The following is a 21,971-nucleotide window of genomic DNA, read 5'->3' as shown; positions in this document are numbered from 1 at the left end:
CGCCCGCCTGTCTCCGGTCACCGCCCCCCTGTGCGGCCGCGCGCCCCCGCCCGTACCGGAACGCGCCGGAAGCGGCAGGTGACAATGGCCCGGACTAGAGAGGGACACACACGCGTGCAGTGGACGTTGGTCATTCCCCTGAAGCCCCTGGCGCAGGCCAAGAGCAGGCTCTCGGACACCGCCTCGGACGGGCTCCGGCCGGGTCTGGCCCTCGCGTTCGCGCAGGACACGGTGGCTGCGGCGCTGGCCTCGGCCTCGGTGCGCGGTGTGGCGGTCGTCACGGACGACGCCCTGGCCGCGCGGGAGCTGGCGGCACTGGGCGCGCGCATCGTCCCCGACGAGCCCCGAGGGGGCCTGAACGCCGCGCTGGCGCACGCGGAGGCGGCCGTACGCAGTTCGCGGCCCGAAACCCCGCTGGCGGCCCTGAACGCGGACCTGCCGGCCCTGCGCCCCGCGGAATTGGCCCGGGTCCTGGACGCGGCGGCGGAATTCCCGCGCGCTTTTCTCCCGGACGCGGCCGGAATCGGCACCACGCTCCTCGCCGCGGCCCCCGGGCGGGAACTGCTCCCGGCATTCGGCCCGGATTCCCGGGCCCGCCACCGCGCGTCCGGCGCGACGGAACTCCTGCCGTCCGCGGTGGATTCGGTACGGCAGGACGTGGACACGGGCGACGATCTGCGCGCGGCTCTGGCCCTCGGCGTGGGCCCGCGTACGGCTGCCGCGGCCGCGCGACTGCTGACGTCCGGGCAGTAGGCTGCGCCCATGCAGGCGACCGCATACACGTACGACGCCGAGACGCGCAGCGGACAGGTGCTGCTCGACGACGGCACCCCCGTCCCCTTCGGCACGGCCGCGTTCGACGCGGGCGGGCTGCGGCTGCTGCGCCCCGGTCAGCGGGTGCGGATCGAGACCGAGGGCGAGGGCGAGTCCCGCCGGATCACGCTGATCACCCTCCAGACGCTCTGAATCCACGGCTCCTGGGCGGCCGCCGGGACTCCCGAGGCCGTCCGAAGGCTGTGGAGAACGCCGCGGGCCGGACTCCCTGTGGAGTCCGGCCCGGCGCGTGAGTGCCCTGTGCCGTCGCCTACTTGCGGGCGGTGGTCTTCTTGGCGGTGGTCTTGCGCGCCGTCGACTTCTTGGCGGGGGCCTTCTTGGCGGTGACCTTCTTCGCCGGGGCCTTCTTGGCGGCGGTCTTCTTCGCCGCGGTGCTCTTCGCGGCCGCCGTGGTCTTCTTCGCGGGGGCCTTCTTGGCGGTGACCTTCTTCGCGGCCGCCGTCGTCTTCTTGGCGGTGGTCTTCTTCGCCGTGGTCTTCTTCGCGGCCGCCGTGGCCTTCTTGGCGGTCGTCTTCTTCGCGGCGGCCTTCTTCACCGTGGCGGAGGCGCCTCCGGTCAGGCTGCCCTTGGGCGCCTTCTTGACGGCGACCTCTCCACCGCGAGGCAGCTTCTTCGAGCCGCTGACCAGGTCCTTGAAGCCCTGACCGGCACGGAAGCGCGGGACGGACGTCTTCTTGACCCGAACCCGCTCGCCCGTCTGGGGGTTGCGGGCGTAGCGAGCAGGACGCTCGACCTTCTCGAACGAACCGAAACCGGTGACCGAGACCCGGTCGCCGGCGACGGTCGCACGGACGATGGCGTCCAGGACCGCGTCGACAGCGTCGGCGGCCTGCTGGCGGCCGCCCAACTTGTCGGCAATCGCTTCTACGAGCTGCGCCTTGTTCACGTCTTCCCCTTCGGAGACATCGCCAGAACGAAAGTGTTCAAGCTTTTTCGCACGTTAGGCAGATATATACCGCAAATCAAACACGAAACGGGCTTATCACCCTTGTGCCGCAACGGACTCGGCCGCACCGGGCTTGTTCAGCTGTCCTCTTCGGGGAGTCGACCCTCGACGAGGTCCGTGTTGAACCGCTCCAGACGCCTTGCCGCATCGGCGAGATCGTGCTTGGCCGCGGCCGTAATGACCAGCAGCTTCCGGGTCAGCGCCATCCGTACGCCCTCCGGGACTTGCAGTGCGCGCACCTTTGAGTGCGCTTCCTTGAGTTGGACCGCGACCGCCGCATAGAGCTCAAGTTGGCCGTCGTGTTCCATGCACAGATTGTGCCATCTGGGGCGAGTTGTCGCCTGCTCGGGGGGCAACTCACCTCCCGACGCGCCGCCCGAACTCCCGCCGCCGTCACGGTCCGAGGGCACGCCTACCCGGGCAACCACGCCTGTAACCAGGGAAGTTGACAAGGCGGGCCGAGGGTGCGCACAGCCGTACGAGTGTGAAAACAGCTGTACCCCCGATCGGGGTGATCGGGGGTACAGCGGGGTCTTCCGGTGGCCTGAATTCGACCCCGTTCAGGGGGCCGGGGTCAGATCTGGAGGGTCCGCGGCTTGTAGGAGGGGCGCTCCGCCTCGTACGCCGAGATGTGGTCCTCGTTCTGGAGGGTGATGGAGATGTCGTCCAGGCCGTTCAGCAGCCGCCAGCGGGAGTTCTCGTCCAGCTCGAAGGAGGCGGTGATGCCCGGGGCGCGCACCTCGCGGTTCTCCAGGTCGACGGTGATCTCGGCCTCGGGGTCGCTCTCGGTGAGCTCCCACAGCGCGTCCACGATCTTCTGCTCCAGGACGACCGTGAGCAGGCCGTTCTTCAGGGAGTTGCCCCGGAAGATATCGGCGAAGCGGGCCGAGATCACGGTCTTGAAGCCGTAGTTCTGGAGCGCCCAGACGGCGTGCTCACGGGAGGAGCCGGTGCCGAAGTCGGGGCCGGCGACCAGCACGGTCGCGCCCTGCCGCTCGGGCCGGTTGAGGATGAACTCCGGGTCCTTGCGCCAGGCCTCGAACAGACCGTCCTCGAAGCCGTCCCGGGTCACCTTCTTGAGCCAGTGAGCAGGGATGATCTGGTCGGTGTCGACGTTGGAGCGGCGCAGCGGGACGGCCCGGCCGGTGTGCGTGGTGAATGCTTCCATTGCTGATCAGACTCCAGCGGGCGTGACGGCGTCGGACAGGTCGGCCGGGGAGGCCAGGTGGCCCAGGACGGCCGTGGCGGCCGCGACCTGCGGCGACACCAGGTGCGTACGACCGCCCTTGCCCTGCCGGCCCTCGAAGTTGCGGTTGGAGGTGGACGCGGAGCGCTCACCGGGGGCCAGCTGGTCGGGGTTCATGCCCAGACACATCGAGCAGCCCGCGTGCCGCCACTCGGCGCCTGCGTCCTTGAAGACGACGTCCAGACCCTCGGAGACGGCCTGCAGGCCCACCCGCACGGAGCCGGGGACGACCAGCATCCGTACGCCGTCGGCGACTTTGCGGCCCTTCAGCAGGTCGGCGGCGGCGCGCAGGTCCTCGATGCGGCCGTTGGTGCAGGAGCCTACGAAGACGGTGTCCACCTTGATGGAGCGCAGTGCCTGACCGGCCTCCAACCCCATGTATTCCAGGGCCTTTTCGGCGGCGAGGCGCTCCGAAGCGTCTTCGTACGAAGCCGGGTCGGGGACGGACGCCGAAAGCGGTGCGCCCTGGCCCGGGTTGGTGCCCCAGGTGACGAACGGTGACAGCGCGGCGCCGTCGATGACGACCTCGGCGTCGAACTCGGCGTCGTCGTCGGTGCGCAGCGTCTTCCAGTACGCGACGGCGGCGTCCCAGTCGGCGCCCTCGGGGGCGTGCGGACGGCCCTTGAGGTACGCGAAGGTGGTCTCGTCGGGGGCGATCATGCCCGCGCGGGCGCCGGCCTCGATCGACATGTTGCAGATGGTCATCCGGGCCTCCATCGAGAGCTTCTCGATGGCCTCCCCGCGGTACTCCAGGACATAGCCCTGACCGCCGCCGGTGCCGATCTTCGCGATGATCGCGAGGATCAGGTCCTTGGCGGTGACGCCCTCCGGCAGTTCGCCGTCGACCGTGATCGCCATGGTCTTCGGGCGGGCCAGGGGCAGCGTCTGGGTGGCCAGCACATGCTCGACCTGCGAGGTGCCGATGCCGAAGGCCAGCGCGCCGAAGGCGCCGTGCGTGGAGGTGTGGGAGTCGCCGCAGACGACGGTGGTGCCCGGCTGGGTCAGACCCAGCTGCGGTCCCACCACGTGGACCACGCCCTGCTCGACGTCGCCCAGCGGGTGCAGCCGGACACCGAACTCGGCGCAGTTCTTGCGCAGGGTCTCCAGCTGGGCGCGGGAGACCGGGTCGGCGATGGGCTTGTCGATGTCGAGGGTGGGGGTGTTGTGGTCCTCGGTGGCGATGGTCAGGTCGAGCCTGCGCACCTGGCGGCCGCTCTTGCGGAGGCCGTCGAAGGCCTGCGGGCTGGTCACCTCGTGCAGCAGGTGCAGATCGATGTAGAGGAGGTCGGGCTCGCCCTCGGCGCGCCGGACGACGTGGTCGTCCCAGACCTTCTCCGCGAGTGTCCTACCCATCGCTTTCCCTCCGGCCGGCAAGAGGTGCGCCGGCCCAACTAGAGATCCGAGGTGGCGGCACCCGCACCCCTGATCCGGGCACCAGCCGCCGGGCCCGTTCGGTGCGCGGGCCACTGTGCATCCAAGGGTTGCGCGTTCTGGAGAAAATTGAACTTGCGTTTCACAGAGTGAGACGCGAGTATCGTTGCATGGACAACAGTAGCGGCGTCGGCGTTCTGGACAAGGCGGCCCTCGTCCTGAGCGCTCTGGAGTCCGGTCCGGCCACCCTCGCGGGTCTGGTCGCGGCCACCGGACTGGCACGACCCACGGCCCACCGCCTGGCCGTGGCTCTGGAACACCACCGCATGGTGGCACGCGACATGCAGGGCCGTTTCATCCTCGGCCCGCGCCTCGCGGAGCTGGCCGCGGCGGCCGGTGAGGACCGCCTCCTCGCCACGGCGGGGCCGGTGCTCACCCACCTCCGTGACGTCACCGGCGAGAGCGCGCAGCTCTATCGCCGCCAGGGCGACATGCGCATCTGCGTCGCCGCGGCGGAGCGCCTGTCCGGACTTCGGGACACCGTCCCGGTCGGCTCGACGCTCACGATGAAGGCCGGCTCCTCGGCGCAGATCCTCATGGCCTGGGAGGAGCCCGAGCGCCTGCACCGCGGCCTCCAGGGCGCCCGCTTCACGGCGACGGCCCTGTCGGGCGTACGGCGCCGCGGCTGGGCCCAGTCCATCGGCGAGCGCGAGCCGGGCGTGGCCTCGGTCTCCGCGCCCGTGCGCGGCCCCTCCAACCGCGTGGTGGCCGCGGTCTCCGTCTCCGGCCCCATCGAGCGCCTCACCCGCCACCCGGGCCGGATGCACGCACAGGCCGTCATCGACGCCGCGGCCCGCCTCTCCGAGGCCCTCCGCCGCACCGGCTGACCCACACCCCGCACCACCTCCCCCACAGGGACAGAGCAGCCCCAACGCCGCGGCAGCCCTGTCCCTGTTCCATTGCCCCCCTCAGCTTCGGGGGCACACTCTCGGGGCGCGGGGAACTGCGCAAACCCGGGCCCGGACAAGCAGCTCGCTCCTGAGGCCGTGAGGAACACCGCACCCCCTGGGGGCGCGGGGAACTGCGCGACCAGGGCCCGGACAGACAGCCCCCTCCAGACACCGTGAGCAACACCACCCCCCAAGGGGCGCGGGGAACTGCGCAAACCCGGACCCGGACGGACAGCCCACCCCCGAGACCGTGAGCAACACCCCGCCCAGAGGGGCGCGGGGAACTGCGCGACCAGCCCCCCACGACGCCAACACACAACACCCCACACGGAGTTGACGCACGAGCCGACCATGCGGAGCGCCGGGCACGTCGAACGACGAAAGGCCCCCCGCCGAAGCGAAAGGCCTTCCTGGATGTACCCCCGACCGGATTCGAACCGGCGCTACCGCCTTGAGAGGGCGGCGTGCTAGGCCGCTACACAACGGGGGCGTGAGCACTGCGTTTCCGCAGGCCCGAGCTGGTCTACCTGGACTCGAACCAAGACTAACTGAACCAGAATCAGTCGTGCTGCCAATTACACCATAGACCAATGTGGTTTAGACCAGTCCGTACCCCCGACCGGATTCGAACCGGCGCTACCGCCTTGAGAGGGCGGCGTGCTAGGCCGCTACACAACGGGGGCCCTAGCGATCCTGCATCGAGGTCGGCGGGAGCTACCCGAGCCGTCCTCGCGGGAAGGATCTGTACCCCCGACCGGATTCGAACCGGCGCTACTGCCTTGAGAGGGCAGCGTGCTAGGCCGCTACACAACGGGGGCTTTGCAGATAAGCTCTGCGAGCTGGCCTACCTGGACTCGAACCAAGACTAACTGAACCAGAATCAGTCGTGCTGCCAATTACACCATAGGCCACTGGAACTCAAGCCCTTGCGGGGTTCTCGTTCTAGTTCGCTCCTCGGGGCTTCGGCCTTTCGGCCCGCGTCCCTCGGCGCAGGAAGAACATTACCCGAAGGTGTCCGGGGCTCCAAAACGGGTATCCGAGCCGAGGACGTCCGGGAGTTCGGCGAGGCTCCTGATCCGGTGACCGCCGGGGGGCGCGTCGCCGACGGCACAGGCTCCGTCACGGTCGATCCACACCGACAGCAGCCCCGCCTCGGCGGCCCCGCGTCCGTCGATGTCCGGATGGTCACCGACGTAGGCGACCTGGTGCGCGGGCAGCGACATGGCCTCGCAGACCGCGTAGAACGCGGCCGCCTCCGGCTTGGAGACGCCCAGCTCGGCGGCGCACAGGATGGTCTCGAAGCGGTCGTGCACCCCGAGCATCCGCAGCTTGCGGTCCTGCACGGTCAGGCTGGAGTTGGAGAGCACCCCGTGCCGGTAGCGGCCGGCCAGGACGTCGAGGGCCGGCACCACGTCCGGGAACAGTGCCCAGGCCGTCTCGTAGTGAGCCACATAACGCTCGAACCAGTCGTCCGCCTCGGCGTCCGTCATCTCCCGGCCGAGGAAGACCCGCACCCGGTCCCGGCGCTGCCCCTGGAAGGTCGTCCCGCCCGCCGAGAAGCGTGCCCACTGGGCGTCGGTGACCTCGCGCCAGCGCACCAGCGCCGCCCGCGCTCCCCCGAAGTCCTCCAGCAGCCCCTCGGCGGCCAGATGCGCCCGCATGCCCTCACGGTCCGCGGTCGAGTAGTCGAACAGCGTGTCGTCCACGTCCCAGACCACGGCACGGATGCTCATGCTCCGACCGTAACGCCACGGGCCCGTTCCCGGGGCGGATACGGCGAAGCGGCCCGGCCGGAGATCCACGGCCCGAGCGGCTGCCTGGCCCCGGGGGCCGGTGCCCGGCGATCCGGTGTGCACGAAGGGGCGGTACCGGGATCCCGGTACCGCCCCTTCGCAGCGTCCGACTACGCGGCCAGCTTCGCCAGCGCCGCGTCGACGCGGGCCAGCGTCGTCTCCTTGCCCAGCACCTCGAGGGACTCGAAGAGCGGCAGGCCGACGGTGCGGCCGGTCACGGCGACGCGGACCGGGGCCTGGGCCTTGCCGAGCTTGAGGCCGTGGGCCTCGCCGGCGGCCAGGACGGCCTCCTTGAGGGACTCCGCCGAGGTCCAGTCGGCGGACTCCAGCTTCTCGCGGGCCGTGCGCAGCAGGGCGTCGCTGCCCTCCTTCATCGCCTTCGTCCAGCTCGCCTCGTCGAAGACCGGCTCGGCGAGGAACAGGAAGTCGACGTTGTCGGTGATCTCCGACAGGACCTTCAGACGGGTCTGCGCGTGCGGGGCGATCGCCTGCCACTTGGACTCGTCGAAGTCCTCCGGGGCCCAGGGGGCGGAGGGGGCCGTCAGCCAGGGCGCGCAGCGCTCGGTGAAGTCCTTCACATCGAGCATGCGGATGTGGTCGCCGTTGATCGACTCGCACTTCTTGAGGTCGAAGCGGGCCGGGTTGGGGTTCACGTCCTTGATGTCGAAGGCCGCGACCATCTCCTCGATCGAGAAGATGTCCTGGTCGGCCGAGAGCGACCAGCCGAGCAGGGAGAGGTAGTTGAGCAGGCCCTCGGGCAGGAAGCCCTGCTCGCGGTAGAGGTTCAGCGAGGCCTGCGGGTCGCGCTTGGAGAGCTTCTTGTTGCCCTCGCCCATCACGTACGGCAGGTGGCCGAAGGCCGGGACGGTCTTGGCGACGCCCAGCTCGGTCAGCGCCTTGTACAGGGCGATCTGGCGCGGGGTGGAGGAGAGCAGGTCCTCGCCGCGCAGGACGTGGGTGATCTCCATCAGGGCGTCGTCGACCGGGTTGACCAGCGTGTACAGCGGGGCGCCGTTCGCGCGGACGATGCCGTAGTCCGGGACGTTCTCCGGGGTGAAGGTGAGCTCGCCGCGGACCAGGTCGTCGAAGGTGATGATCTCGTCGGGCATCCGGAAGCGGACGATCGGCGCGCGGCCCTCGGCCTCGTACCGCGCGACCTGCTCGGCGCTCAGCTCGCGGCAGTGGCCGTCGTAGCCGGAGGGCTTGCCGGCGGCGCGGGCGGCCTCGCGGCGCTCGTCCAGCTCGGCCTGGGAGCAGTAGCAGCGGTAGGCGTGGCCGGCGTCCAGGAGCTTCTGGGCGACGTCCTGGTAGATGTCCATGCGCTGCGACTGGCGGTAGGGCGCGTGCGGGCCGCCGACCTCGGGGCCCTCGTCCCAGTCGAAGCCCAGCCAGCGCATCGCGTCGAGCAGCTGGTTGTAGGACTCCTCGGAGTCACGGGCCGCGTCGGTGTCCTCGATGCGGAAGACCAGAGTGCCCTGGTGGTGGCGCGCGAACGCCCAGTTGAACAGGGCGGTGCGGACCAGGCCCACATGGGGGTTACCGGTGGGCGAGGGGCAGAAACGGACGCGTACGGGGGAGCCGGATGCGCTAGCCACGCTTGACAACCTTGTTGGTGAGAGTGCCGATGCCTTCGATGGTGACGGCGACCTCGTCGCCGACAGCCAGGGGGCCGACCCCTGCAGGGGTGCCCGTGAGGATGACGTCGCCGGGCAGCAGCGTCATGGCCTCGGTGATGTTGACGATCAGGTCCTCGACCGAGTGGATCATCTCGCTGGTGCGGCCGAGCTGGCGCTGCTGGCCGTCGACCGTGAGCTGGATGGTGAGGTCGGCCGGGTCGAGGTCGGTCTCCACCCAGGGGCCGAGCGGGCAGGCGGTGTCGAAGCCCTTGGCCCGCGCCCACTGCTTCTCGCGCTTCTGCACGTCACGGGCGGTGACGTCGTTGGCGCAGGTGTAGCCGAAGATCACGTCCTTGACGCGCTCGCGCGGGACCTCGCGGCACATGCGGCCGATGACGACGGCGAGCTCGGCCTCGTGCTGGAGGTCCTCGGAGAAGGACGGGTACTGGATGGCGTCACCGGGGCCGATCACGGAGGTGGCGGGCTTGAAGAAGGCGAACGGGGCGTCCGGCACCTCGTTGCCCAGTTCACGCGCGTGCTCCGCGTAGTTGCGGCCGAAGGCCACGACCTTGTTGGGGAGCACCGGCGGCAGCAGCCGGACCTTGCTCAGCGGCACCTTCGTGCCGGAGAGCTCGAAGTCCGCGAACGGGATGCCCTTGATGATGTCGAGGACGAGCTCGTCCTGCTTCTCGCCCTCGACCGCGCCGAAGGCGACGTTCCCGTCGATGGAGAACCTGGCGATGCGCACGGGTTGCTTGGCCCCTATGACTCGAGCTGGATCTGACGCTCCAGGCTAACGCGGCAGGCGGCGACGGCCGTGCGTAATACACGAGGGCGCCGCGTCATACACGAGGGCGCCGCGGACCGGGCGGGTCCGCGGCGCCCTCGAACGATCTGTGGGCCGCGTGCGTACTACTCTGCGGTGGCGCCGACGGCGACCGGCAGGTCCATGAGGACCGTGCGCCGGGGGTTGGCGGTCGCGGTGGGAAGATCGACCGAGTGCTCCGGCAGCTCCGGGGTGAACAGTTCGCCGGTGTCCTTCAGGTGGGCCAGCGTCGTGCGCCGCGGGTTGGCGGTGTTGCGGAACATGGTCTCGTCTCCACGGGGGTCGCTTGTCAGATGGTTGCCTCTTGTAAAGCGCCAGGCTAAACATCCGATTCCCTGCGCAACGCGGGAAGACCTCGTGATCACGGTGTGAGTTTGCTCACGAATCGAGACTCAAACCGGTCAATTCAGGCCCGAGTTTGATGCCGACTAATCGGACATATCCCCCCTGAACCCGCCATTCCGCTCCTGATCATGGCGACTGGGACACGGGGCCCACCTCGACAGATAGTGCAGGTATGTCCGTTATCTGGGCGCTGTAGGCGTACGGCATGTGACACGTCACTCACATAGTGTCACGGAGGTCACAGCCTGACCAACGGGCCTTGTTGGAGATCCTGCACTGTGCTGGAATTCCACGGACCGCCGCGGGATCGAGCCGGCGCGCAAGGGCGCATACAAGCGCCGAGTGGCGGCCAGAAGGGGGAAGCCAGCGCCGGTCTTTCACGACCATCCGGGGACGTATTTCAGGGCGACCCCAACGATGCCGACACCGTTTTTCCGTTCACCCGGAAGAACGCCTGGTCCAGAGGTTGCGACGCTAGTGCAGGGACGTTTCAAGAGGGATGGCAGCGCTTCGGCGGAGCCGGAGCCGCATGGCGGGACGGGCCCCAAGGCCGTCAGCTCCTCGCCCCAGCACGCCCAGAACCAGGGCTCGCCCCAGCCCGACGCGGCCGACCGCGGCGGGCGTTCAGGCGCATCGGCGGCCACGGCCGCGCCCGCTCCGACCGCGAAGGCGCCGACCGGCCCGACCGGTCCCGGCCCCCGAATAGCGATGCGCAACTGGCGCATCTCCACCCGACTGGTGTCGCTGCTGGCACTCCCCGTGGTCGCCGCGACCACGCTGGGCGCGCTGCGCATCAACCAGTCGATGGAAGACATGCAGCAGCTCGACAACATGCGGCTGCTGACGGAGATGACCAAGCAGGCCACCGAGCTGGCTGCCGCGCTCCAGGAGGAGCGCGACCGGTCGGCCGGCCCGCTGGCGCACAACTCCACGGCCAACGACCTGTCGATCAAGGGCTTCCGGACCAAGACGGACCGGGCCATGACCAACTTCGTCGACGCCTCGGAGAAGATCGACGCCGCCGCCAAGGACGGCAACCTCCAGGGCGTGCGCGACACCCTCGTCGGCCTCGTCGGCGAGCTGGGCAACGTCGCCAAGACCCGCGCCAAGGCGTACGAGACCGAGGACAACTCCACCCAGACGGTGGAGGCCTACCACCGCCTGATCACCCACCTGCTCGACCTCTCCCAGGACATGGCGGAGGCCACCAGCAACTCGGAGATGATCAAGCGGACGCGTGCCCTGGCGGCCTTCTCCTCCGCCAAGGAGTACGCGTCGATCCAGCGGGCCGTGCTGGCCGCCGCTCTCCCCGCCAACACCAAGACCAGCGGTGACCTCTCCGAGAACGACCGCCTCTACGCCCAGTCGGCGCTGGAGAGCGAGGAGTCCGAACTCGCGAGCTTCCGCAGCATCTACGGCGACGAGAGCGCCGCCGAGCTGCTGAAGCCGATCGAAGAGGGCAACGCGACCATCAAGGACGCCGACATCTACGCCGGCCGTGCCTTCGACCAGTCCGACGGTCTCGCCGGTCTGGAGCGCCGCTCCTACCTGGACTGGGTGGACGACGCGTCCACCAAGATCCAGCAGATGCGCAAGATCGAGACCACGCTGCTCGACGACATGGAGCAGAAGGCCCGTGAGCTGCGCAGCGAGTCCGAGCGCGAGGCGATCATCTCCGGTGCGCTCATCCTGCTCGTGCTCGGTGTGTCCCTCGTCGGCGCGTTCGTCGTCGCCCGCTCCATGATCCGCTCGCTGCGCCGCCTCCAGGAGACCGCCACCAAGGTCGCCCAGGACCGGCTGCCCGAGCTGGTCAAGCAGCTGTCCGAGTCCGACCCGCAGGACGTCGACACGTCCGTGGAGTCGGTCGGTGTGCACTCCCGGGACGAGATCGGCCAGGTGGCCGCGGCCTTCGACGACGTGCACCGCGAGGCGGTCCGCCTCGCCGCCGAGCAGGCCCTTCTGCGAGGCAACGTCAACGCGATGTTCACCAACCTCTCGCGCCGCTCCCAGGGTCTTATCCAGCGCCAGCTGTCGCTGATCTCCGAGCTGGAGTCCCGCGAGGCGGACCCGGACCAGCTGGCCTCGCTGTTCAAGCTGGACCACCTCGCCACGCGTATGCGCCGTAACGGTGAGAACCTCCTCGTCCTCGCGGGTGAGGAGCCCGGCCGACGCTGGACCCGCCCGGTCCCGCTGGTCGACGTCCTCCGCGCCGCCGCGTCCGAGGTGGAGCAGTACGAGCGCATCGAACTCGCCTCGGTGCCGACCACGCAGGTCGCCGGCCGCGTCGTCAACGACCTCGTGCACCTGCTCGCCGAGCTGCTGGAGAACGCGACCTCGTTCTCCTCCCCGCAGACCAAGGTCAAGGTCACCGGTCACGCCCTGCCCGACGGCCGGGTGCTGATCGAGATCCACGACACCGGTATCGGTCTCTCCCCGGAGGACCTCGCGGCGATCAACGAGCGGCTGGCCTCTCCCCCGACGGTGGACGTCTCCGTCTCCCGCCGCATGGGTCTGTTCGTGGTCGGTCGTCTGTCGCAGCGTCACGGCATCCGCATCCAGCTGCGCCCGTCCGACTCCGGTGGCACGACCGCGCTGGTCATGCTGCCCGTCGATGTCGCCCAGGGCGGCAAGAAGCCTCAGCCGAAGCCCGGCCAGGGTGCCGTCGGCGGTCCGGCCGCGGCTCAGGCCGCCGCCGGTGCGGCCGCGGCCCGGCGCCAGAACGGCGGTGCCGTCGGTTCCGGTGCCCCGGCCGCGGGCGGTCTGCTCGGCGGCCAGGGTCCGCGCGCCGCGCTGCCCGGCCGTGACGGTGCCCGCCCGGGTGCGCAGTCCGGCCCCATGGGCGGCGCCGGTGCTCCCGGTGGCGCCCGCTCCCCGCAGACGTCCGCCGGCCCGCAGGGTCCCGGCGGACAGCAGCAGTCGCAGGGCGGCCGTCAGGGCCGTCCCGCCCCGGCCGGAGCGGGGGCCGGCTTCGGCCAGGCGCCCGCCGCTCCGCAGAACCACCAGTCCACCGGCGCGGGCCAGGGCCAGGACGCCTTCGGCGCCAACCGCGGCCCGGTTCCCCCGCAGCGCGGCAACGCGGGCGCCGAGCAGGGCGGCGGTCCCCGTGGCCGCCGGGCCCAGCTGCCGCCGCGCGACGGAGCCCGGGCCGAGCTGCCCGGCGGTCCGCAGCAGCCGCAGCGCTCCGGCTGGACCGACGAGTCCGCGCAGCAGGTCTCGCGCGCCTCGATGGACGCCCCGCGCGGCCACGAGGAGCCCGATGCCGCCGCGACGGGCCGGCTGCCCCGCGTCGACGCCACCGCTCAGTTGCCGGCGATCCCGCGGGCCGACGAGCGCCAGGGCCTGCCCCCGGCTCCCGCCGACTACGGCCGCCCGCAGGACACCGGCCAGTTCGCCCGCCAGGACTACGGCCAGCAGCAGGGCTACAACAACAGCAGCACGGGCCAGTTCGCCGCCCCGCAGGGCTACCAGAACGGCTCCACCGGCCAGTTCCCGGCCGCCCAGGGCTACGACAACGGCTCCACGGGTCAGTTCGAGCGGCCGCAGCAGCAGGGCAGCGCCGACTACGGCCGCCCGGCCACGCCGCCGCGCCCGCAGCAGCGGCCCGCCCGCCAGGAGCCGGAGGCGCTGCCGCCGGCCCCGTCCGCGGGCGACGGCCGTACGCCGCTGTACGACACGCTGGAGACCAACTGGTTCCGTCAGGAGCGCCAGGCGGAGGCGGGTCCGGCTCCGGCCGCGCCGCCGCAGCAGCCGCAGGCAGCTCCGGCACCTCAGCGTCCCGCCGCCGAAAGCTGGCGCAGCTCGCCGAACGACGACCTCGTCCGGCAGGCCGAGCGCGTCCGGCAGCCGGCCGCGGGCGGCATCACCACGTCCGGCCTTCCGCGCCGGGTGCCCCGGGCGAACCTCGTCCCGGGTACGGCTCAGCAGCAGGAGCACCACACCGGTCCGCAGATCTCGCGTGCGCCTGACGACGTGCGCGGACGGCTGACCAATCTCCGTCGGGGCATCGCCCAGGGCCGTCAGGCCGGCAACGGCCAGACCGGCAGCTTCCCCAGCCCCACTCACCAGCAGGAGCGTTAGTTGAGCCAGATGAGCCAGGCGGCACAGAACCTCAACTGGTTGATCACCAACTTCGTGGACAACACCCCTGGTGTGTCCCACACGGTCGTGGTGTCCGCCGACGGCCTCCTCCTGGCCATGTCGGAGGGGTTCCCCCGCGATCGCGCCGACCAGTTGGCCGCCGTCGCGTCCGGCCTCACCTCGCTGACGGCCGGGGCCTCCCGGATCTTCGAGGGCGGCAGCGTGGCACAGACCGTGGTCGAGATGGAACGAGGGTTCCTCTTCCTCATGTCCGTCTCGGACGGCTCGTCGCTCGCCGTGCTCGCGCACCCCGAGTGCGACATCGGCCTGGTCGGCTACGAGATGGCGCTCCTCGTCGATCGCGCGGGTGCGGTGCTCACGCCCGATCTGCGCGCCGAACTCCAGGGAAGTCTGCTCCACTGACCCACCCCGGATCCACCCGCCTCACCAAATCACCGTTCGGCCGACACAATCCCCCCACCGGCCCTGCTCAGACGGCACGACCGACCGAGACTTGTTGTCCCGCCCGGAGGATTCATGACCCCGCCCACCGCCTCTCATGATCCGTACGCAGATGATCCGTACGGGGACGAGGGCGACCAGCCGCTGGTCCGGCCGTACGCCATGACCGGCGGCCGGACCCGGCCGCGCTACCAGCTCGCCATCGAGGCGCTGATCAGCACCACGGCCGACCCGGCTGCGCTCATGGGGCTCCTGCCGGAGCACCAGCGCATCTGCCATCTGTGCCGTGAGGTGAAGTCGGTCGCGGAGGTCTCCGCCCTGCTGTCCATGCCGCTCGGCGTGGCGCGGATCCTCGTGGCCGACCTCGCCGAGGCCGGCCTCGTGGCCATTCACCAGCCGGGCGGCGACGAAGCCACCGGCGCGCCTGACGTGACACTGCTCGAAAGGGTGCTCAGTGGACTTCGCAAGCTCTAGCGCCGGGCCGGTCTCCACCGGACGGTCCACCACCTCCGCGAAGATCGTGGTGGCGGGCGGCTTCGGCGTGGGCAAGACCACGTTCGTCGGCGCCGTCTCGGAGATCAACCCGCTGCGCACCGAGGCCGTCATGACGTCCGCGTCCGCGGGCATCGACGACCTCACCCACACCGGGGACAAGACGACCACCACGGTCGCCATGGACTTCGGCCGCATCACCCTGGACCAGGACCTGATCCTGTACCTCTTCGGTACCCCCGGACAGGACCGCTTCTGGTTCATGTGGGACGACCTCGTACGCGGCGCCATCGGCGCCGTCGTCCTCGTCGACACCCGACGCCTCGCCGACTGCTTCCCCGCCGTCGACTACTTCGAGAACAGCGGACTGCCCTTCGTCGTCGCCCTCAACGGCTTCGACGGACACCAGCCCTACAACCCCGAAGAAGTCCGCGAAGCCCTCCAGATCGGCCCGGACACCCCCATCATCACCACCGACGCCCGGCACCGCGCAGACGCCAAGTCCGCGCTGATCACGCTGGTCGAACACGCCCTCATGGCACGCCTGAGGTAGATCAATTCTGAAGTGCCGTACGGCAGTTGCCGTAGACGTTCCGGAGCCGGCTGTGGCCTTTGACACGGCCGGCTCCGGTGTTCATAACGTTTCGGCAGAGGAATCGGGTGGTACCGACACGCGTCGCGGTCGGGCCGTCTCGCTGTGCGCACGAAAGCCCCGCCTTTTGGCGGGGCTCGCTCTTTTTGACCGTTTTATCTAGGGCTTACAAGATCGGGATCCACCCTGTTCCCATGTTTGGCCCAGCACTGGTTGACGTGCTGGAATGCCTGAACTGCCCAATAGTCAAAGTCGTACTTCACAGACGACGGAGATCAGGGCTCTGAGACACTGCGGCACAAGGTTGGTGCCGACCGCCGGAAGGTTGTTGGTCGAGTGAGGCGAAGCAAGAACGGTCCCGAGCCGCCCGCCCGGGGCAACTTCACCCCGCCCCCGCGCGGAGTGGCGCCCGTCCCCGTGCCCGGTTCGGAGCCCGTCGCGGCCCCCGCCGAGAGCGGTGGCGGACGGCTTTCCCCGCGGAACTGGCGGGTGCCGACCCGGCTGAACGCGATCCTGCTCATACCCGTGCTGGTCGGCCTCGTCATGGGCGGCTTCCAGGTGAAGAGCTCGATCGACACCTGGCAGTCCGCCGAGGACGCCGAGAAGATCGCCCTCCTGGTGCGCGCCGCCGACGAGTACAGCCAGGCCCTGCTCGACGAGCGTGACCTGAGCGCCCCCGACCTGCTGGGCGGCCAGGGCACCACGGACGAGGTCGAGCAGCTGCGAGCGGCCACCGACGCGGCCAAGGGCACGTTCGACGAGGCCGCGCAGGACATGCCGGACTCGGCGTCCCTCCAGCGCCGTATGGAGCTGTTCCGCTCCAACGAGAGCAAGCTCGACGCGCTGCGCAAGGCCGCCTACACCACGGCCATGGACCCGGTGAAGACCGAGGAGGGCTACGTCGCCGTCCAGCACGGTCTGATGGAGTTCGCCAACGAGCTGAGCCTGGGCTCCGGCAACGTGACCAGCTACGGCCGTACCGTGTACGCCGTCTCGCTGGCCAAGGCGGCAGCCTCCCTCCAGCGCGCGATCGGTACGCACCTGCTGGTGCGACCGGGCGAGAAGGACAGCGTGGCCCAGCAGCAGCGGGTCTCCCTGGTCTCCTACCGCTACCTCGAGGGCATCGCGGTCAACGAGTTCGTCTCCGGTGCCACGGAGTCCGACGTCGAGCGCCTCGACGAGGTCATGGCCGGGCAGCGCAAGGCCGTGGGCGACAAGGGCACGGCGGTCGACGCCGGCCAGAACTCCTCCACGCAGGGCGGCGCCTACTCCGCCATGCCCGCCTCCGACCGCATGGTCGAGGGCATCGCCTCGGGTCTGTTCACCCCTGAGCAGCTCGCCGAGAAGGGCGTGACCGTCAAGTCCTGGATGGGCGCCGCCACGGCGAAGTACCAGGGCTACAACACGGTCGAGACCGAGCTCGTGGACAAGGCGGTGGACGCCGCCCAGGTGATCGCCGACGACGCCAAGCAGGACGCGTTCATCACCGGTGGCATCACCGTGGTCGCGCTGCTCGCCGCGTTCATCCTGGCCGGCATGGTCGCCCGCCAGATGTCCCGCTCGATGCGCCAGCTGCGCAACGCCGCCTTCGGCATCGCCGAGCAGCGTCTGCCGATGCTGGTCGACCAGCTCTCGCGCACCGACCCCGGCCGGGTCGACACCCGGGTCGCACCGATCCCGATCACGTCCACGGACGAGATCGGCGAGGTCGCCCGTGCCTTCGACCAGGTCCACCGTGAGGCCGTCCGGCTCGCCGCCGAGCAGGCCCTGCTGCGGGGCAACATCAACGCGATCTTCACCAACCTGTCGCGCCGCAACCAGTCGCTGATCGAGGGCCAGCTGACCCTGATCACCGACCTGGAGAACAACGAGGCCGACCCGGACCAGCTGGAGAACCTCTTCCGCCTGGACCACCTGGCCACCCGTATGCGCCGCAACGGCGAGAACCTCCTGGTCCTCGCCGGTGAGGAGCCCGGCCGCCGCTGGGACCAGCCGGTCCCGCTGGTGGACGTGCTGCGCGCCGCCTCCTCCGAGGTGGAGCAGTACGAGCGCATCGAGCTGTCCGGCGTCCCGGAGGCCGAGATCCACGGCCGCGCGGTCACCGACCTCGTGCACCTGCTGGCCGAGCTGCTGGAGAACGCCACCACGTTCTCCTCGCCGCAGACCAAGGTCCGCGTCACCGCGACCCGTCTCCCCGACGGCCGCGTCATGATCGAGATCCACGACAAGGGCATCGGCCTCACCGCCGAGGACTTCGCGGACATCAACCACAAGCTGGCCAACCCGCCGACCGTGGACGCCGCGATCTCCCAGCGCATGGGTCTGTTCGTGGTCGGCCGGCTGTCCGACCGGCACGGTATCCGCGTCCAGCTGCGCCCCTCGGGCGAGCAGGCCGGCACCACCTCGCTGGTCATGCTGCCGGACGCGATCACGCACGGTGGCGGTGGCGAGTCCGCGATGGCGGGCGACCAGTTCACCGTCTCGCAGATCATCCCGGAGCAGCAGTTCCGCGGTGAGAGCTTCAGCCAGCAGCAGCAGCCCATGCGCACCGCCGCCGAGCTCGGCTTCGACGACAGCCGCTACGAGGTCCCGGACGACATCCGTGACCTGGACCCGGTCGGCCGTTCGCTGATGCGTGAGGAGCGTCGCGCCGAACTGGAGGCCCGTACCCACGGGCAGCCCGGCGAGGACGGCGCCGACGGATACGACGAGTTCACCGGCCAGCCCTACGCCCACGGCCAGGGCGGCTACCGTGAGGAGTCGGAGGCGTACGCCCAGCAGACGGCGTACGACGACCCCCAGCAGGGTGCGTACGACGAGCAGTACTACGCGCCCAATGGCGGCCTGTCGCAGGACGACGGTTTCTCGTCCCCCGGCGGCTACCCCGAGCCCGGTTATGCGGAAGCCGCTCAGGCGGAGCCCGCGACCGTGCCCGCCGGCTCCCCGGACGGCTTCTCCGGTTACGAGGAGCCGTCCTACCAGGCAGACTGGCAGCAGCAGAGCGGTTACCAGAACGGCTACCCGGACCAGTACGCTCCACAAGCGGAATCCCCGCAGGCCGCTGACGCGGGTGAGCGTGACCGTGTAGGTTTCGACCGTCCGGATGCGGCTTCCTCCGCCGGGCGCACGATGACCGACTCCGGTCTTCCGCGCCGGGGCTCCACCCCGGGCGGGACCGACTCCGGTCTTCCGCGCCGCGGTGCCACCCCCGGTGGGACCGATGCCGGGCTTCCGCGTCGCGGTGCCGCCTCCGGTGGCGCGAACGGCGCACGGCCCGCCGGCCGTGAGGCACCGGCGTCCACGCCGGAGCCCGACAACGGCTGGCGCTCGGCGAACGACGAGCGCTGGCAGCAGGCCTCGCAGCTCAGGAAGCCCAAGGCGGGCGGGGTCACCGCTTCCGGTCTGCCGAAGCGGGTGCCCAAGGCCAACCTGGTCGAAGGCACCGCGGAATCGACCCCGCAGGGCGGCCCACAGGTCTCCCGCGCCCCCGAGGACGTACGGGGCAGGTTGAGCAACCTGCGCCGGGGCGTCCAGCGGGGACGCAGCGCAGGCAGTGAAACGAACGGCCAGGGCTTCGGTCCTGACAGCACCTACAACCAGGAGCGTTAGTGTGAGCCCGATGAGCCAGGCGGCGCAGAACCTGAACTGGTTGATCACCAACTTCGTGGACAACACCCCCGGGGTGTCCCACACCGTGGTGGTCTCCGCCGACGGACTCCTTCTGGCGATGTCCGAAGGGTTTCCCCGCGACCGGGCCGATCAGCTCGCGGCCGTCGCCTCCGGTCTGACCTCGCTGACCGCCGGTGCCTCGCGCATCTTCGAGGGCGGCAGCGTGAACCAGACGGTTGTGGAGATGGAGCGGGGATTCCTGTTCATCATGTCCATCTCCGACGGTTCGTCGCTCGCGGTTCTCGCACACCCGGAGGCGGACATCGGTCTCATTGGGTACGAGATGGCGCTCCTGGTGGATCGCGCGGGCACGGTTCTCACACCGGATCTGCGTGCGGAACTCCAGGGAAGCCTTCTCAACTAACAGACGGACGGTGCGTTTTCGCCTCCCGAGACCGTAAGGTTTCGGGACGCGGCTCCACATGGATGGGTGCCCGGCGCAGTCGGAGGAGGAGAAAGTGGCAACACCCCCAAGCGGTTCATCGGGTAACTGGTCGTACGACCCGGCCCAGGGTCAGAACGACGGTTCCCAGAACCGGTACAACTTCCCCTCCGCGCCGGGCCACCGGCAGCCGTACGCTCCGCAGGGCCCCGGTCCTTCGCCGTACGACCAGCCCCAGGCCCCGCGCATCCAGCCGGCGCAGCCACGACGTGCCCCCGAGCCGGCGCCCGCCGGGGCGTCGAACAACCCCCTGGTGCGTCCGTACGCCATGACGGGCGGCCGCACCAGGCCCCGGTACCAGCTCGCCATCGAGGCGCTGGTGCACACCACCGCGCAGCCGCACCAGATGCAGGGCCAGTTGCCCGAGCATCAGCGGATCTGCAACCTCTGCCGGGAGATCAAGTCCGTGGCCGAAATCTCGGCCCTGCTGACGATCCCCCTCGGCGTCGCCAGGATCCTTGTCGCCGACTTGGCGGAGGCGGGCCTGGTCGCCATTCATCAGCCCGGCGGCGCCGAGAACGCCGGTGGCCAGCCAGACGTGACACTGCTCGAAAGGGTGCTCAGTGGACTTCGCAAGCTCTAGCGGCGGTCCTTCCCGCTCCACCACCTCCGCGAAGATCGTGGTGGCGGGCGGCTTCGGCGTGGGCAAGACCACGTTCGTCGGCGCCGTCTCGGAGATCAACCCGCTGCGCACCGAGGCCGTCATGACGTCCGCGTCCGCGGGCATCGACGACCTCACCCACACCGGGGACAAGACGACCACCACGGTCGCCATGGACTTCGGCCGCATCACCCTGGACCAGGACCTGATCCTGTACCTCTTCGGTACCCCCGGACAGGACCGCTTCTGGTTCATGTGGGACGACCTCGTACGCGGCGCCATCGGCGCCGTCGTCCTCGTCGACACCCGACGCCTCGCCGACTGCTTCCCCGCCGTCGACTACTTCGAGAACAGCGGACTGCCCTTCGTCGTCGCCCTCAACGGCTTCGACGGACACCAGCCCTACAACCCCGAAGAAGTCCGCGAAGCCCTCCAGATCGGCCCGGACACCCCCATCATCACCACCGACGCCCGGCACCGCGCAGACGCCAAGTCCGCGCTGATCACGCTGGTCGAACACGCCCTCATGGCACGCCTGCGGTAGGCTCCGCCGCGGCTTGCCCTCGACTGCGTCAGCAGACATACGGTGCGGCCACCGACCTGCCCTCGACGGTTCTCGACCGTCCTCGGCGGGTCGGTGGCCGTTCGCGTCTGTTTCGGGTGCGGGTCCGTCGTGGCTTGTCGCGCCCGCGCGGCGGAGCCGCATATCGATACAGCCCCGCGCCCCTTGGGGCGTTTCCCTTTCAGGGCGGTTGTGCAGCAGGGCCCCTCTCCGTGCGGAGAGGGGCCCTGCTGTTCTGTGCGGGGGGGGCTCAGCGCCAGCTGTGGGGGGCGCGGAAGCCGGATTCGCGCTCCAGGCGGCGCCAGCCGGCCCGGGGGCGGCCCGGGTGAGCCTGGTCGCCGGCAGGCTGGGCGGCCGCGCGGGCCAGGAGGATGGCCGTGAGTGCGGCGACTTCCTCGGGCTCGGCGTGGCCCTTCTCGACGCGGATGTCAGGGGAGTTCATAGGTCACAGTCTCCGTGAGAGAGGTTTCCGCGGGGGTACCGCGGATGATCCGCTGGGTTACTGCGGGGGGTTGCCGTGCTTGCGCGACGGCAGGTCGGCGTGCTTGCTCTGGAGCATCGCCAGGGACTTGATCAGTACCTCGCGGGTCTCGGCGGGGTCGATGACGTCGTCGACCAGGCCGCGCTCGGCGGCGTAGTACGGGTGCATCAGCTCCGCCTTGTACTCCTTGACCATGCGGGCCCGCATGGCCTCGGGGTCCTCGGCGTCGGCGATCTGACGACGGAAGATGACGTTGGCGGCACCCTCCGCGCCCATCACCGCGATCTCGTTGGTGGGCCAGGCGTAGGTGAGGTCCGCACCGATGGACTGGCTGTCCATGACGATGTAGGCACCTCCGTACGCCTTCCTGAGGATCAGTGAGATCCGCGGCACGGTGGCGTTGCAGTAGGCGTAGAGGAGCTTGGCGCCGTGCCGGATGATTCCACCGTGCTCCTGGTCTACACCAGGTAGGAAGCCGGGTACGTCCAACAGGGTGATGATCGGGATGTTGAAGGCGTCGCACATCTGCACGAAACGGGCCGCCTTCTCGGAGGCCTCGATGTCCAGCACACCGGCGAGGCTCTGCGGCTGGTTGGCGACGATGCCGACGACCTGGCCGTCCAGCCGCCCCATGGCGCAGATGATGTTGCGCGCCCAGCGCTCGTG

General features: G+C 70.1%; 21 protein-coding genes and 5 tRNA genes. 11 read left to right on the top strand and 15 right to left on the bottom strand.

The annotated features are described in order from the left end of the window. The first annotated feature begins 114 nt into the window (after positions 1-114). Entirely contained in the window at positions 115-753 is a 639-nt protein-coding gene (gene cofC, locus ACZ6SQ_RS20890; RefSeq protein WP_469564092.1) for a 2-phospho-L-lactate guanylyltransferase, read from the top strand. A gap of 9 nt (positions 754-762) precedes the next feature. Beyond that, positions 763-966 carry a hypothetical protein gene (locus ACZ6SQ_RS20885; protein WP_386378083.1) on the top strand — a complete coding sequence of 68 codons (204 nt, stop codon included), beginning with the start codon at positions 763-765 and terminating at the stop codon, positions 964-966. A 118-nt stretch (positions 967-1,084) separates the two neighbouring features. On the opposite strand, the gene ACZ6SQ_RS20880 is transcribed toward ACZ6SQ_RS20885, so the two are convergent. The 4 genes from ACZ6SQ_RS20880 to leuC form a co-directional block, all read right to left on the bottom strand. Further along, the gene (locus tag ACZ6SQ_RS20880; RefSeq protein ID WP_386378084.1) at positions 1,085-1,720 is read right to left on the bottom strand and encodes an HU family DNA-binding protein; all 636 of its coding nucleotides are present in this window, start codon (positions 1,718-1,720) and stop codon (positions 1,085-1,087) included. Between the two features lie 137 nt (positions 1,721-1,857). Beyond that, positions 1,858-2,088 carry an SCO5555 family protein gene (locus ACZ6SQ_RS20875; protein ID WP_469564089.1) on the bottom strand — a complete coding sequence of 77 codons (231 nt, stop codon included), beginning with the start codon at positions 2,086-2,088 and terminating at the stop codon, positions 1,858-1,860. 266 nt (positions 2,089-2,354) lie between these two features. Beyond that, entirely contained in the window at positions 2,355-2,948 is a 594-nt protein-coding gene (gene leuD, locus ACZ6SQ_RS20870; RefSeq protein WP_469564088.1) for a 3-isopropylmalate dehydratase small subunit, read from the bottom strand. A 6-nt stretch (positions 2,949-2,954) separates the two neighbouring features. Next, positions 2,955-4,379 (bottom strand): 3-isopropylmalate dehydratase large subunit, encoded by a 1,425-nt coding sequence (gene leuC, locus ACZ6SQ_RS20865; protein WP_469564087.1) that lies wholly within the window; start codon positions 4,377-4,379, stop codon positions 2,955-2,957. 188 nt (positions 4,380-4,567) lie between these two features. Between leuC and ndgR the strand changes: the two genes are divergently transcribed. Further along, the gene (gene ndgR / locus ACZ6SQ_RS20860) at positions 4,568-5,284 is read left to right on the top strand and encodes an IclR family transcriptional regulator NdgR (RefSeq protein ID WP_015036427.1); all 717 of its coding nucleotides are present in this window, start codon (positions 4,568-4,570) and stop codon (positions 5,282-5,284) included. A 480-nt stretch (positions 5,285-5,764) separates the two neighbouring features. On the opposite strand, the gene ACZ6SQ_RS20855 is transcribed toward ndgR, so the two are convergent. The 9 genes from ACZ6SQ_RS20855 to ACZ6SQ_RS20815 form a co-directional block, all read right to left on the bottom strand. Further along, positions 5,765-5,837 (bottom strand) — tRNA-Glu (locus tag ACZ6SQ_RS20855). A gap of 28 nt (positions 5,838-5,865) precedes the next feature. After that, positions 5,866-5,937, bottom strand: a tRNA-Gln gene (locus tag ACZ6SQ_RS20850). Between the two features lie 20 nt (positions 5,938-5,957). Beyond that, positions 5,958-6,030, bottom strand: a tRNA-Glu gene (locus ACZ6SQ_RS20845). Positions 6,031-6,092: 62 nt separating this feature from the next. Beyond that, positions 6,093-6,165, bottom strand: a tRNA-Glu gene (locus ACZ6SQ_RS20840). Between the two features lie 21 nt (positions 6,166-6,186). Then, positions 6,187-6,258 (bottom strand) — tRNA-Gln (locus tag ACZ6SQ_RS20835). A 90-nt stretch (positions 6,259-6,348) separates the two neighbouring features. After that, positions 6,349-7,080 (bottom strand): HAD family hydrolase, encoded by a 732-nt coding sequence (locus ACZ6SQ_RS20830; protein ID WP_469564084.1) that lies wholly within the window; start codon positions 7,078-7,080, stop codon positions 6,349-6,351. 170 nt (positions 7,081-7,250) lie between these two features. Next, positions 7,251-8,735: a glutamate--tRNA ligase gene (gene gltX, locus ACZ6SQ_RS20825; RefSeq protein WP_469564082.1), complete on the bottom strand. Its 1,485-nt coding sequence runs from the start codon at positions 8,733-8,735 to the stop codon at positions 7,251-7,253. Next, positions 8,728-9,504, bottom strand: a complete 777-nt coding sequence (locus ACZ6SQ_RS20820; protein WP_386378093.1) for a fumarylacetoacetate hydrolase family protein — start codon at positions 9,502-9,504, stop codon at positions 8,728-8,730. Before ACZ6SQ_RS20820 ends, gltX begins: the two co-directional genes overlap by 8 nt. A gap of 164 nt (positions 9,505-9,668) precedes the next feature. Next, complete coding sequence (locus ACZ6SQ_RS20815; RefSeq protein ID WP_386378094.1) at positions 9,669-9,845, bottom strand: hypothetical protein; 177 nt, start codon at positions 9,843-9,845, stop codon at positions 9,669-9,671. Positions 9,846-10,404: 559 nt separating this feature from the next. Between ACZ6SQ_RS20815 and ACZ6SQ_RS20810 the strand changes: the two genes are divergently transcribed. The 8 genes from ACZ6SQ_RS20810 (at position 10,405) to ACZ6SQ_RS20775 (ending at position 20,806) form a co-directional block, all read left to right on the top strand. Continuing rightward, positions 10,405-14,004 carry a sensor histidine kinase gene (locus ACZ6SQ_RS20810; RefSeq protein ID WP_469564080.1) on the top strand — a complete coding sequence of 1,200 codons (3,600 nt, stop codon included), beginning with the start codon at positions 10,405-10,407 and terminating at the stop codon, positions 14,002-14,004. Positions 14,005-14,013: 9 nt separating this feature from the next. After that, positions 14,014-14,427, top strand: coding sequence for a roadblock/LC7 domain-containing protein (locus ACZ6SQ_RS20805; RefSeq protein ID WP_003993189.1), 414 nt, complete (start codon positions 14,014-14,016; stop codon positions 14,425-14,427). Positions 14,428-14,541: 114 nt separating this feature from the next. Beyond that, positions 14,542-14,940 carry a DUF742 domain-containing protein gene (locus ACZ6SQ_RS20800; protein ID WP_356692418.1) on the top strand — a complete coding sequence of 133 codons (399 nt, stop codon included), beginning with the start codon at positions 14,542-14,544 and terminating at the stop codon, positions 14,938-14,940. Further along, positions 14,921-15,511 carry a GTP-binding protein gene (locus tag ACZ6SQ_RS20795; RefSeq protein WP_386378097.1) on the top strand — a complete coding sequence of 197 codons (591 nt, stop codon included), beginning with the start codon at positions 14,921-14,923 and terminating at the stop codon, positions 15,509-15,511. The genes ACZ6SQ_RS20800 and ACZ6SQ_RS20795 overlap by 20 nt, the downstream gene beginning before the upstream one ends. Positions 15,512-15,886: 375 nt before the next feature. Beyond that, positions 15,887-19,159 carry a sensor histidine kinase gene (locus tag ACZ6SQ_RS20790; RefSeq protein ID WP_469564076.1) on the top strand — a complete coding sequence of 1,091 codons (3,273 nt, stop codon included), beginning with the start codon at positions 15,887-15,889 and terminating at the stop codon, positions 19,157-19,159. A 10-nt stretch (positions 19,160-19,169) separates the two neighbouring features. Beyond that, positions 19,170-19,583 carry a roadblock/LC7 domain-containing protein gene (locus ACZ6SQ_RS20785; RefSeq protein WP_004983065.1) on the top strand — a complete coding sequence of 138 codons (414 nt, stop codon included), beginning with the start codon at positions 19,170-19,172 and terminating at the stop codon, positions 19,581-19,583. Positions 19,584-19,677: 94 nt separating this feature from the next. Further along, positions 19,678-20,244: a DUF742 domain-containing protein gene (locus ACZ6SQ_RS20780; protein WP_386378100.1), complete on the top strand. Its 567-nt coding sequence runs from the start codon at positions 19,678-19,680 to the stop codon at positions 20,242-20,244. Further along, positions 20,225-20,806 carry a GTP-binding protein gene (locus tag ACZ6SQ_RS20775; protein ID WP_386378101.1) on the top strand — a complete coding sequence of 194 codons (582 nt, stop codon included), beginning with the start codon at positions 20,225-20,227 and terminating at the stop codon, positions 20,804-20,806. Before ACZ6SQ_RS20780 ends, ACZ6SQ_RS20775 begins: the two co-directional genes overlap by 20 nt. A 268-nt stretch (positions 20,807-21,074) precedes the next feature. Here ACZ6SQ_RS20775 and ACZ6SQ_RS20770 read toward each other — a convergent pair whose 3' ends face one another. Together ACZ6SQ_RS20770 and ACZ6SQ_RS20765 are read right to left on the bottom strand one after the other, a co-directional pair. Continuing rightward, on the bottom strand, positions 21,075-21,266 hold the full coding sequence (locus ACZ6SQ_RS20770; protein WP_386378102.1) for an acyl-CoA carboxylase subunit epsilon: 192 nt from the start codon (positions 21,264-21,266) through the stop codon (positions 21,075-21,077). A 57-nt stretch (positions 21,267-21,323) separates the two neighbouring features. Continuing rightward, on the bottom strand, positions 21,324-21,971 hold a 648-nt coding region (locus ACZ6SQ_RS20765; protein WP_469564073.1), incomplete at its 5' end, for an acyl-CoA carboxylase subunit beta.

This window comes from Streptomyces sp. NPDC048600 (assembly GCF_055587025.1).
This window is presented reverse-complemented; position numbering and strand designations above follow the sequence as displayed.